The 13,282-nt window shown below is 38.4% G+C and carries 10 protein-coding genes; all 10 read left to right on the forward strand.

What is annotated here, in order from left to right; all coding sequences use genetic code 11:
* The first annotated feature begins 187 nt into the window (after positions 1-187).
* The 10 genes from mfd (at position 188) to AABJ44_RS08410 (ending at position 13,282) form a co-directional block, all read left to right on the forward strand.
* Positions 188-3,808 (forward strand): transcription-repair coupling factor, encoded by a 3,621-nt coding sequence (gene mfd / locus AABJ44_RS08365; protein WP_338368446.1) that lies wholly within the window; start codon positions 188-190, stop codon positions 3,806-3,808.
* 81 nt (positions 3,809-3,889) lie between these two features.
* A complete protein-coding gene (locus tag AABJ44_RS08370; RefSeq protein ID WP_338368447.1) occupies positions 3,890-5,320 on the forward strand; it encodes a DUF4932 domain-containing protein in 1,431 nt (476 codons plus the stop codon).
* Positions 5,321-5,396: 76 nt separating this feature from the next.
* Complete coding sequence (gene ribD, locus AABJ44_RS08375; RefSeq protein WP_338368448.1) at positions 5,397-6,524, forward strand: bifunctional diaminohydroxyphosphoribosylaminopyrimidine deaminase/5-amino-6-(5-phosphoribosylamino)uracil reductase RibD; 1,128 nt, start codon at positions 5,397-5,399, stop codon at positions 6,522-6,524.
* Entirely contained in the window at positions 6,509-7,093 is a 585-nt protein-coding gene (locus tag AABJ44_RS08380; protein ID WP_338368449.1) for a riboflavin synthase, read from the forward strand. Before ribD ends, AABJ44_RS08380 begins: the two co-directional genes overlap by 16 nt.
* Positions 7,090-8,301 (forward strand): bifunctional 3,4-dihydroxy-2-butanone-4-phosphate synthase/GTP cyclohydrolase II, encoded by a 1,212-nt coding sequence (locus AABJ44_RS08385; protein WP_338368450.1) that lies wholly within the window; start codon positions 7,090-7,092, stop codon positions 8,299-8,301. The genes AABJ44_RS08380 and AABJ44_RS08385 overlap by 4 nt, the downstream gene beginning before the upstream one ends.
* Before the next feature lie 20 nt (positions 8,302-8,321).
* Positions 8,322-8,789: a 6,7-dimethyl-8-ribityllumazine synthase gene (gene ribH, locus AABJ44_RS08390; RefSeq protein WP_338368451.1), complete on the forward strand. Its 468-nt coding sequence runs from the start codon at positions 8,322-8,324 to the stop codon at positions 8,787-8,789.
* Positions 8,790-8,896: 107 nt separating this feature from the next.
* Positions 8,897-9,241, forward strand: coding sequence for a metal-sensing transcriptional repressor (locus tag AABJ44_RS08395; protein WP_338368452.1), 345 nt, complete (start codon positions 8,897-8,899; stop codon positions 9,239-9,241).
* Between the two features lie 14 nt (positions 9,242-9,255).
* On the forward strand, positions 9,256-11,790 hold the full coding sequence (locus AABJ44_RS08400) for a heavy metal translocating P-type ATPase (RefSeq protein ID WP_338368453.1): 2,535 nt from the start codon (positions 9,256-9,258) through the stop codon (positions 11,788-11,790).
* Positions 11,791-12,035: 245 nt separating this feature from the next.
* Positions 12,036-12,671: a DUF2589 domain-containing protein gene (locus AABJ44_RS08405; protein ID WP_338368454.1), complete on the forward strand. Its 636-nt coding sequence runs from the start codon at positions 12,036-12,038 to the stop codon at positions 12,669-12,671.
* 47 nt (positions 12,672-12,718) lie between these two features.
* Entirely contained in the window at positions 12,719-13,282 is a 564-nt protein-coding gene (locus tag AABJ44_RS08410) for a DUF2589 domain-containing protein (RefSeq protein WP_074640435.1), read from the forward strand.

Genomic DNA, 13,282 nt, shown 5'->3' on the forward strand with positions numbered 1-13,282 from the left:
CAATGAGGAAATTTCAATTTCCGAATTGTCTTTTTAAGCACATTCGTAACAAAGTGAGAATGTGCAATATATATAAAGTTTGCAACGCAAACTTTGAAAGATAAAAACCGGCGACATTTCGACAGTTTTTATCTTACCCCTTAAAAGAAAGTTTTTTCTTTTACTATATAATCATCGGTAAATAAAAATGAAATCATTAACTTCTATAGACGAAATATTGCATAATCAGAGCGAAATACGCAACACAGCACAGGCTTTTTTTGATGAAAACACTTCTTTTCCACTCAATATTGAAGGTTTGCACGGAAGCCTTTTCAGTCTCTTTACAGCAGAAGTTTGCCGTTCAAATCATGTAAAAGCGCTACAGGCTGCTCAATATTCAGCCTCAAGCAAAAGCTCTCCTTCGTATAAAGTATTTTCATCTGATCTGATTATCGTCGTTCCTACAGAAGCCGATGCCCGCGATATAGCCGGTGACTTTGCTGCCATTTATGAAGAAGCTGAAGTTCATATTTTCCCTGACTGGGGAACAGTTCCATACCGTCCTGCAGCACGCGGTTCAGTTACTTTTGGAAAACGTGCCGGAGTTCTTTCAAAACTGCTTTCTAAAAAATCATCAATTCAGTTCCACGAAACTCCACGCATTTTCATTTTTACACAACGAGCTTTTATGTCGCCGCTGCCGTCTCCAGAATACCTGCAGAAGCTTTCTTTTAAGTTGAACAAGGGTGATAAACTTGATACTACAAATATTGCTCAGAAGCTTGCTGCAATGGGCTATACCCGTGTTCCAAAGGTAAATGTTCGCGGAGAGTTCAGTTTGCGCGGTGAAGTCCTTGACATCTTCCTTCCGTGTGATGAACATGCCAGCCGTGTTATTTTTGATTTTGATGAAATTGAATCATTCAAAGAGTTTGAAGCCGATACCCAGGCAACCGTTGGAACAAAAAAAGACCTTTTGATTTATCCGACAAAGGAAGTTCTCTGGACACCAGAACTTATTGAAAAAGCCCGTGTTCGCCTGGAAGAATACCAGGAAACTGCCATCAAAGAAGATGGGGCAGGAACCTCAGAAATTGCCGGTTCACAAGGCGACTTTTCCGTACACCTTCCGCTTACAGAAACAGCACAGGAATACCTTAAAAACCTTCTTACAGGCCTTAGCGTAAGCGGTGAAGCAGAAGGCGAAGAGTTCCTTTATCAGCTTTTGGGAGATAAACCGTACTCACTTTTAGATTATATTGATGAAAACACCTTTGTGCTTTTCTTTAATTATGATAAGCAGGAAAACGCACGCCTTACAATTAACCGCGAGTATAACAAGCTTTACCGCACTTCAAGAGAGGAATATCCGGTTTTACCGCCTGATATGGTGCTTTCTGATTACGGCAAACTCCTAGAAAACATCTCAAAGTGTATACTTTTTAGAACATTACAGAAGGCAGAGGAGACAGAATCTGCCGAAAAACACCAGATTTCTGCAGAGCCAGCCCGAAGTTTCTTTGGAAACATCAACTTTATGAAAGAAGAGCTCACAGAACTTCAGGATGCAGGCTGGAATATCTTCATTTTTACTGATAATGAGAACCAGCAGCTTCGAATTCACGAAATTTTCAAGGATTTTGTTGATATTCAGGATGATGGAGCGGTTCATCCTGTAGTTCTTATTCCAAAAGCAATATCTGCAGGTTTCCGTCTTCCGGAAGCAAAACTCCTCGTTATTCAGGAAAATGAGATTTTTGGACGCCGTCAGTACGTTCCAAAGTCTGTAAATAAGGCTAAATCAAAGGCAATTGATACCTTTGTTGAACTTAATCCGGGCGATTATATTGTTCATGTAAACTGGGGAATTGGTCTTTTCCATGGAATTGAACGCGTAAAGGCAATGGGGAACGAGCGCGATTACATCAAACTTGAATATGCCGACAACGAATTTGCCTTTGTTCCGATTGAGCAGGTAAACCTTGTTCAGCGCTATATTGGAAACGAAGGCGATAAACCGCGCCTTGACCGCATTGGAAGTAAATCGTGGGAAAGCCGAAAGAACAAGGTAAAGCAGGCCGTAGAAGACATTGCCCAGAAGCTCATTGATTTGTACTCACGCCGACAGGCTTCTGTTGGTTTTGCATTCCCTAAAGAAACTGAATGGCAGGCTGCCTTTGAAGCCGCATTCCCTTATGAAGATACACCGGATCAGATTACAGTTACTGAAGAAATCAAAGCTGATATGGAACGTCCTGTTCCTATGGACCGCCTTGTCTGCGGTGATGTTGGATACGGAAAAACTGAAATTGCCATGCGTGCAGCCTTTAAGGCAGTAATGGGTGGTAAACAGGTTGCATTCTTAGCTCCAACTACAATTCTTGCAGAACAGCATTACGAAAACTGTAAGAATCGTTTTAAAAACTTCCCGGTAAAGATTGAGCGCCTTTCACGCTTTGTTGCTACCGGCGAACAGAAAAAGATTCTGGCAAAGGTTGCAGCAGGTGAGGTTGATATTTTAGTTGGTACACACAGAATCATTCAGAAAGATGTTAATTTCAAAAAGCTTGGACTTATGATTATTGATGAAGAGCAGCGCTTTGGTGTAAAGGACAAGGAAAAGCTTAAGGTGATGAAGAACAACATTGACTGTCTCACAATGTCTGCAACGCCGATTCCGCGAACTCTTCATATGAGCCTTTTAAAGATTCGTGATATGAGTCTTTTGACAACACCGCCGCAAAACCGTCAGCCGATTGAAACTGTCGTAGATGAATTTACAGACGACCGCATTACTCAGGCGATCAGACGCGAAATTGAACGCGGCGGCCAGGTCTTCTATTTACACAACCGTGTTGAATCCCTTCAGGAAATCCGCCGTAAAGTTGAAACACTCGTACCTGAAGTTCTAGTAGATGTAGCTCACGGCCAGATGACAAGCACTCAGCTCGAAGAAATCTTCCATCGCTTTAAGATGGGTGGTTTCCACGTACTCATTGCAACTACAATCATTGAAAACGGAATTGATATTCCAAATGTAAATACAATCATTATCGACCGCGCCGACATGTACGGCGTCTCACAGCTGTATCAGCTCCGTGGCCGCGTTGGACGAAGCGACCGTCAGGCTTATGCATATCTTTTATACCCGGAAAATAAAGCACTTTCCGAAGTCGCAATGAAACGCCTTCAGGTAATCAGCGACTTTACCGAGCTTGGAAGCGGCTTTAAAATTGCGATGAAGGATATGGAAATCCGCGGGGCCGGAAACCTCTTAGGACGCGATCAGAGCGGTGACGTATACTCAGTCGGCTTTGATATGTACGTACGCCTTTTGAATGACGCTGTAAACCGCCTTGCGCTCCAGAAGGACTACAAGGAACAGACCGAAGTTCTTATGGAAATGGAGTATACCGGATTTATCCCGGACACATACATTATCAATCCGCAGATCAAAATGGAAATCTACAAGAAGATTGCAGCTGTTACCGACGATGCAGAATTCGACGCAGTACTTGCAGAGCTCGCAGACCGCTTTGGTCCGATACCGGAAGAAGTTTCAAGCTTACTCGCCCTTGCCGAAATCCGCATTATCTGCCGCAAACTCAGTATAAAATCAATCAAGGAACGCCAGGGAGAAGTTGCGGTTGAGTTCCAGCAGGTTTCAAATATCTCAATTGATAAAATCCTCAAACTCATTAAGGACAATCCGAACTCGGTTCGTCTCAATCAGAAACTACCGAACGTTCTTTTTATCAAGCTTGGAAAAATCGGCTTAAAGGAAAAGTCAGAGTTCATACGTGAGAAGCTCAGCCAGCTGGCATAATTTCATTTTGTATTGTAACTTTACAAATCTGAAATCATTTAAATTTAAAAATACAAATTAAAAAATTGGAGAAGCAAAAAAATGAAAAAAACTATCCTCTCGTTTTTACTGCTGAGCAGTTTAGCAGTATCGTCACTTGCCGCTAAAACTACAGATTCTGAATACAAAATCGAAATCAACGACAAGATTACAATTGGAACCAGCAGAGCTTATGAGTGTGTTGCCACAATTGCGCACCTTGCAGGCTTTCCTGAATTCAATGTCAAAGATTATTCAGATGATTTTGTTAATTATGATGAATATTTTAATAAGTATCTGAATAATCAGGATGTTGCAAAGGCTATCTTATATTTTCAAAAGTTGAAACAACAAAACGGCTTTGCCTATGATTCAGTCGCAAGTGTAGGAACATATCTTTCTGATGACTGTCACTCATTCAGAACTTCACTTAAAAATGTAAAAAAATATCTGGAACCAAGAGCAGGAGATCCTAAAAAAATAAAAGAAGTAGTTTCGGCTTTTTATGATGCAACAGATTTTGATACTTTTTATCAGTCTCAAATGCCTGCCTATGAAAAAGCATTACTGCCTCTATATTCCAAAAAGGATGAACTGATAAAAGGTGTTGAATGCTTTGAAAGTTATTATAAAACTAACGTCAGTAAAATAACTATTACAGTTAGTGTATTAAACGGAAATAATGGATATGGTACAAGTTTTAATGATGGTAAGAATCTTTATTTTGAACCAAAATTATGTCCTGGGTATACTGCGAATTTCATATTCCATGAATTATCACATCCGCTTTCAAATCCTTTAGTAGATAAAATTGTAAAAAACAAAGTTATTATGGACTATGTAGAAGCTGATTTCCAGGGTGCAAAAAAACATAAGATGGCAAGCATGGCATATCCAACTACTAAATTTTATCTTTATGAACTTTTCAACAGAGCAAATACAATGAATATTCTGAAAGGCTTTTGTGATACTTCTTATATTACAAAAGAGATGCTAAGAGATAAACAGGATCGGTTTGATGAAATTTTTGAAGTTGTAGAGTTATTAGATAAATATAGACTTGGGGATTATAAAAATATTGATGCCTTCCTGCCTGAACTTGAAAAAGGATTTATTGAAATTCTAAAAGCAAAACAAGCAAATCCTGTAGAGGATAATTTTTATAATGTATTATCTCCTGATGAAACTTCATCTTTTGAAGTCTTTGGAAAAACTTATAAAGCAGAATATTGTGGTAGTCAGGATCTCACCGGTTTTCAAGATTTTGTGCTCAGAAAATACTGGCGTCTGGAAGATGCATATAATGATGTAAAAGAAGTACAGACAATTGATATTCTGCCATACAATAACTATCCGTTCCCGGTAAAAGCTGGAGAAGTCTTTAGAATTGAATATTTGAGGGAAAATGGAAAAAGCTTTTTTGAATATGAGAGAGCTGATGAAAACGATTATATTGATGGCGAACCAGTCACAAGAGGTTTTTACTTAGAATAATTACTAAAAACACTTGAAATAATCTTTAGTTTGATATAAAACTAATATCATGTTAGATAGTTTTATATCAAACTATATGCAATCAGCAATTGAACTGGCTCTGAAAGGCAAGGGGTATGTAAATCCGAATCCTCTTGTGGGGGCTGTAATTGTCAAAGACTGTAAAATAATAGGCAAAGGATATCACGAACGTTTTGGAGAAGCCCACGCAGAACGTAATGCAATTTTAAATGCAATTGAGACTTCCGGAGATGAAAACGTTTGCAGGGGAGCTTCACTTTTTGTAACACTTGAGCCTTGCTGTCATCAGGGAAAACAGCCGCCATGTACACAAATCATAATTGAAAGAGGAATTGCAGAAGTATACATCGGTTCTGCAGACCCAAATCCTCTTGTAAACGGACAAGGGGTAAAACTTCTTCGTGAACATAATATAAAAGTTTTTGAAAATATACTTCGCGATGAATGTGATAAAATCAATCCTTATTTTTTTCATTTCATAAAAACTAAAAGACCTTTTGTTACACTCAAATACGCAATGAGCCTGAACGGAACTTCGATTATTAAACATGGGAATAAGCAGATTTCCGGCTCGGCATCTATGACAGAAGTTCATAAATCCCGCAGCGAAGTTATGGGCATTATGGTGAGCAGTAAAACTGTAAATACTGATGACTGCCTTTTAACAAACAGACTTGCTGAGAATGCACATCAGCCGATACGGATTATTCTTGATAAGAGACTTAAGATTAAGACGGGGGCGAGAGTTCTTAATACTGCAGCAGGGGAAGAGGAGTTTACAGAGTTCTCAAAAACATCCGCACGCCAGTCCGCGCCGGTAATCATCTTTTATCACAAAAGGAGGGCTTTTAAAGTCCGAAAACTCGCGGCGATGCATGGCGTTGAATTGATAAGAACTCCGCTTTCCCAGAGACATCTGGATCTGGACTTTGTTTTGGGAGAACTCGGGAAACGGGGATTTGACAGCATCCTTGTAGAAAGCTCAGGAAAACTTGCAGAGGCCCTAATATCAAAAAATCTTGTAAATATACTTCAGGTTTATGTCGGAGCAAATTTTATAAGTGAAAACTTCCGTGCAAAAATCACAAGCACGCCGCAGGTAAAACTTTTTAACAGCGACACCTTAATTGAGTTTTCAGAAAATCCCGCAGTGAACGGAGGTAAGTTATGTTCACGGGAATAGTTGAAGAAATCGGAACTGTCACTACAATCAGAAAAACAGGAAATGCAATCAGACTCGGAATAAGAACAGGAATTACCTTTGATGACTTAAAAACCGGAGACAGCCTTTGTGTAAACGGAGTCTGCCTCACAGTTACAAGCCTTCAGAACAATAAGGTTGTTTTTGCAGATGTAAGCCCTGAAACAATCAGAAAGACAGAATTTTCTCAGCTCAAAACCAATTCAAAAGTAAATCTTGAACGGGCAATGCTCAACAACGGAAGATTCGGAGGACATTTTGTTACTGGCCATATTGATGGAACTGCAACGCTTTTGAAAATCACCCGCGAAGACAATTCCTTTATTTACACTTTCAGTTGCTCAAAAGAAATTACGGATGGCATTGTAAAAAAAGGCTCAATTACGGTAAACGGCATTTCACTTACAATTGCAGATTTTACCGATACAAGTTTTTCTGTGGCAATAATTCCTCACACAATTCAAAACACAAACCTGCAGTTTTTGAAAAATGGAGACAGCGTAAATATTGAATGCGACATTCTTGGAAAATACATCAGGAGAAAAATATGAATTACAAATTAAATACTGTTGAAGAAGCTCTGGAAGATTTAAGAAAAGGAAAGCTGATCGTTGTAATTGATGACGAAAGCCGCGAAAACGAAGGCGACTTAATCTGTGCAGCAGAAACAGCAAGCCCTGAAAACCTGAACTTTATGGCTAAATATGGACGGGGCTTAATCTGCGTGCCAATGACAGAGGCCTTTGCCAAGAGATTCGACTTAAATCCTATGACAAGCCGTAACACAGATAATCACGAAACAGCCTTTACAGTGAGCATTGATCATAAAGATACAACAACTGGTATTTCTGCTTACGACAGAAGCCTTACTGCAAGAATGCTTGTAAATCCGGAATCTAAGCCGGAAGATTTCCGCCGTCCTGGCCACATGTTTCCGCTTGTTGCAAAAGAAGGCGGGGTACTTGTAAGAAACGGCCATACAGAAGCAACAACAGATTTATGTAAGATTGCAGGCTTTCAAAGCTGTGGGCTTTGCTGTGAAATTATGGAAGAAGACGGCCATATGATGCGGCTTAAACAGCTTATGGAACTTTCTCTAACCCATAACCTCAAAATCATTTCGATTGAAGATTTAATTTCTTACAGAAAGAAATCCGAACAGATTATCGAAAAGCAGGCCCAGGCAAAACTTCCCACAAAGTACGGCAACTTTAATATGGCCGGCTATAAAAATAAATACACCGGAGTTGAGCATGTTGCACTCTGGATGGGAGATCTTTCAACAGAAGAAAGTGTTCTGTGCCGCGTTCATTCTGAATGTATGACTGGAGATACTTTTGGATCCCTTAAGTGCGACTGCGGCCAGCAGCTCGAAGCAGCTTTAAGAAAAATCAGTCTAGAAAACAGGGGAGTGTTAGTTTATCTTCGGCAGGAAGGTCGTGGCATTGGTCTTATAAATAAGATTAAAGCTTATTCTTTGCAGGAACAGGGCTTAGACACAATTGAAGCAAATCTTAAACTTGGATTTGCGCCAGACCTCCGCGATTATACGGAAGGAGTTCAGATTTTAAGAGATCTCGGAGTTTCTAAAATCAGATTGATGACAAATAACCCGGATAAGGTAGATTCCTTCCAGGTAGAATCCAGCGGAATCACAATTACAGAAAGAGTTCCTCTGGAAATACCGTCAAATCCAATAAACAGAAATTATCTTATGACTAAAAAAATCAAAATGGGCCATAAGCTCACAAACCTATAAATATTACAGGAGTAATCAAAATGAAAATTATCGAAGGAAATGTAGTTGCAGAATCAGAAAAAATAAAAATCGGAATCATAGCTTCAAGATTCAACGATTTTGTTGTAGGCCGCCTTGTAGACGGAGCTCTTGACGGCTTAAAGCGCCACAACATCAAAGAAGAAAATATCACACTGGTAAAAGTTCCGGGAGCTTTTGAAATCCCGGTAATTGCAAAAAAAATGGCGGAACAAAAGCAGTATGACGCAATTATCTGCCTTGGAGCTGTAATCCGCGGTGCAACATCACATTATGATTATGTCTGCAATGAAGTATCAAAAGGAATTGCTCAGGTTTCATTGGAAGCCGGAATCCCGGTTTTATTCGGAGTTCTTACAACAGAAAACATTGAACAGGCTGTAGAACGTTCTGGATCAAAAGCAGGCAATAAGGGAACAGAATGTGCACTCGCTGCAATTGAAATGATTAATGTAATCAAAAAACTATAAATATATATTAAATTGTGTACAATACATATTGACACATACCCCCAGGAGGTATATACTCATACTAAAAGGTATACCCCTTGGGGGTATGTTATTTTATGAGGTGAAATATGTCAAAAGCTTGTTGTCATGAAGAAAATCACGAAGCAGAAACAGAAAGCTGTCCATACTGTTCTGGAAAACACAAGGAAAGAACTGATACGGAATATAAAGATTTAATGAACCGTCTGAAACGAATTGAAGGTCAGGTGCGTGGGGTAGAGGGAATGGTTGAAAACGGCGCCTATTGCACAGATATTCTTATGCAGGTTTCTGCAATCACTTCTGCACTCAACAGCTTTAATAAAGTTTTACTCGGTAATCACTTACGGACTTGTGTTGCCGAAAATATCCGTTCAGGAAATGATGAGATTATTGACGAGCTGGCAAGTACACTTCAGAAACTGATGAAATAAAAGGAGATCTTTGAATGGAACAATATAATGTAACAGGTATGAGTTGTGCTGCATGTCAGACACGAGTAGAAAAAGCTGTCAGTGCAGTTCCAGGTGTTAATAGTTGTGCTGTCAGTCTTCTTACAAACTCAATGGGGGTTGAAGGAACTGCTTCACCAGAATTAATAATCAAGGCTGTTGAAGAAGCTGGTTATGGAGCAAACCTAAAACAATCAGGATCAAAAACATCAAAACCAGATTACTCAGAAAGTCTAAAAGACACAGAGACTCCAAAAATGAAGAAGCGTCTTATTGCCTCTGTAATTCTTTTGATTCCACTGATGTATGTTTCAATGGGACATATGATGTGGAACTGGCCGCTTCCTTCTTTTCTTGACGGAAACCATGTTGCAATGGGCTTATATGAACTTTTGATTTCAACCCTTGTTATGATTATTAATCAGAAATTTTTTATAAGTGGTTTCAAAGGATTGGTACATAAATCTCCTAATATGGATACACTGATTGCCTTGGGAGCCACAGCATCTTTCGGTTATAGTGTTTTTGCACTTTTTGCAATGACTGATGCAGTTTTACATAATCAGTCAGATCAGATTATGTATTACATGAATCAGTTTTACTTTGAATCTGCAGCAATGATTCTTACTCTTATCACAGTAGGAAAAATGCTGGAAGCAAAATCAAAAGGAAAAACCACAAATGCACTCAAAGCTCTTATGAAGCTTGTTCCGGAAACTGCAGTTCTTCTGATTGATGGTAAAGAGCAGACAGTTTCAATTGATGAGGTAAAGGTTGGAGATCTTTTTGTTGTTCGCCCTGGAGATAAGATTCCTGTAGATGGAATAGTTACTGAAGGACAGAGTGCAGTAAATGAATCTGCAATAACTGGAGAAAGTGTCCCGGTTGAAAAACAAACTGGTGATAAAGTAACTTCTGCAACAATAAATACTTCAGGTTATATGGTATGTCGTGCAACACGAGTTGGAGAAGATACGACACTTTCTGAAATCATTAAAATGGTTAGTGACGCAGCAGCAACAAAAGCACCAATCGCAAAAATTGCAGATAAGGTTTCTGGTATTTTTGTACCGGCTGTAATCGGTATTGCAGTTGTCACACTTGCAGCATGGTTAATTGCAGGTCAGAGTTTCGGGTATGCAATTGCGCGTGCTGTTTCTGTACTTGTTATCAGTTGTCCTTGTGCACTTGGACTTGCAACTCCTGTAGCCATTATGGTAGGAAATGGAATTGGGGCTAAATCTGGTATTCTGTTTAAAACTTCTGCAGCACTTGAACAGGCCGGTCGTACACAAATTATTGCTCTGGATAAAACCGGAACCATCACAACTGGAATTATGAAAGTAACAGATGTAATTGCAGCAGATGGAATCTCCAATTCTGATTTACTCTCTGTTGCATATTCTCTCGAATCAAAGAGTGAACATCCTATTTCTAAGGCAATTGTAGAATACAGTAAAAATGCGGAAACAGTTTTTTCTGAAACAACAGATTTTAAGACTATTGCAGGAAACGGACTTAAAGCAATCGTAAATGGTAAAAACTGTTTTGGTGGAAATATAGATTTTATAGGAAAACAAACTACTGCAGATATCAGTTCTATCAAAACAAAACTTACAGAACTTTCTTCGCAGGGAAAAACACCAGTTTTATTTACAGAAGAGAATAAGCTTCTTGGTATTATTGCAGTTGCAGATACAATAAAAGAAGATTCCCCGGAAGCAATTCTGCAATTAAAGAAAATGGGAATTCATGTTGTTATGCTTACTGGTGATAATATAACAACAGCCAACGCAATTGGTAAGCAGGCTGGGGTAGATGAAGTTATTGCTTCTGTAAAACCCGAAGGTAAAGAAGCTGTAATTCGTGAACTAATGAAGCATGGTAAAGTGACTATGGTTGGAGACGGTATAAATGATGCTCCGGCACTTACAGCTGCAGATCTTGGAATTGCTATTGGCGCTGGAACAGATGTGGCTATTGATGCTGCTGATGTTGTACTCATGAAAAACTCATTAATGGATGTAGCTGCTGCAATCCGTATTTCCCGAGCATCCTTACGTAACATTCATGAAAATCTCTTCTGGGCATTCTTCTATAATGTTATCGGAATTCCACTGGCTGCCGGTTGTTATGTAGCAGCTTTCGGCTGGACACTAAATCCAATGTTCGGAGCTGCAGCAATGGGGCTTTCAAGTTTCTGTGTTGTTACAAATGCATTGCGTTTAAACTTCATAAAAGTTTATAACTCAATAAAAGATAAATCAGTAAAGAATCCCGTTCAGGGAAATCTTATAGAACAAACAAATCTTAACAAGGAGAACACTATGAAAATCAAAGTAAATGGAATGATGTGCGAACACTGCGAAGCCCATGTAAAAAAAGCCCTCGAAGCAATTGATGGAATCACAACAGCAACTGCTTCTCATAAAGAAAATCTCGTTTCTCTTGAGGTCACAAAAACTATAGACGAGGAAATTATCAAGGCCGCTGTTACTGAAGCTGGTTATGAATTCGCAGGAATTTACTAAAATATTAGACAAAATATGACAAATGTCACTTTTATAAGTGAAATTCTATAACATTTTAAGCAAAGGTCATAAAAAGTATAAAAAAAATGTGCGGTTTTGTTGCTTCTTTTTTAATTTTTATGTGCTGATTGTGTGCTTGGCATATTGTAAACTCCAATCATCATCAAAGCACTTTTAAGGGTTGTTAACCCTAAAAAATAATAAAAAATTAATTCTGAAACAGAATTAAAAAAAAAGGAGAGCATATGCCAAACAATGCTTTAGGAATTGCACAGCAATTTTCAGGTTTACCAATGGAGGATCTTATCGGAGGCCCGTTAAATGCTGTAACAAAAGCCAATGCCCAGATGGGAATTTCACAAACTCATTATTTACTTGATACTTGTTTCAATTATGATGAGCAAACGAAGAATTACACCCCTATAATGATTCAAATGTCGTTATCTAGGGGTGTTATAAGTTATGATGATGCTGGAGAAGCAAAGATTGAAAATCTTGAAACGAAATTCGATCTGCCTCTATTAACAATCATTCCTATAAACTCATTGGGAGTTGATTCAACATCAATTCACTTCGAGATGGAAGTAAAAACAAGTTCATCCGAAACAGAGAAAGAAGAATCAAAAAAGAGCACAAATGCAGAAGCCACTCTTGAAGGAAAGGCTGGCTGGGGCCCATTCAGTGTTTCAATTTCTGGTAAAGTAAGTTATTCATCAGAAGATTCCAGAACACATGATACACATTATGAGAATTCAAATTCAGCAAAGTATTCAGTAGATGTTCATGCTGGTCAATTACCTTTACCTAGAGGGGTTAATACAATCATTGATGCATTCTCACAGAATATTTCACCTATTGAAATTCCTAAACCGCAACAATAAAAAAATACTCCAAAAAAACTACTGAGGAGATTAATTTTTAAGAAAAGATGGAAAAAAATAAAATTTTATTGAAAGATAGATTTTATACTCCACCTGTAACCTCTGGGCAAAACATAGAGTCGATGATAAGTGCACCATTAAATGCAATTTCAAAGGCTAACTGTGTAATGCTCAGTGGTCAGGCACAATATATACTTGAATACTGTTTTAATGCAACAAGAATTGGTAACGACATTATATATAAGCCTGTATTAATTGATATGGAAATTAGTGACAGTGAAGGAAACAGCCTTGTTTTTCAAGTACCTTTGCTTAGTATTCTTCCAATGAATAATATTGCCATTGATAATGCTAAGATTGATTTCAATATGGAAATTACTACAGTTGTAAATCATAAGGGAGAAAAAAACAATAAGGCAGATCCTGATCTTATAAAAAATAAAGCTTACATTGGTGCAAAATATTCCAATCAAAATGATAAAACAGATACAAAAAGTAATATGGCGGTAAGTATAGAAGCTAAACAAATTCCTCTTTCAAGAGGAATAACAACAATTCTGGATATTTATACAAAAAATATAAATCCAAAACAGATTAAGGAGAAAGAATAA

The organism is Treponema bryantii, assembly GCF_036492245.1.
GTDB classification, from domain to species: Bacteria; Spirochaetota; Spirochaetia; order Treponematales; family Treponemataceae; genus Treponema_D; species Treponema_D bryantii_C.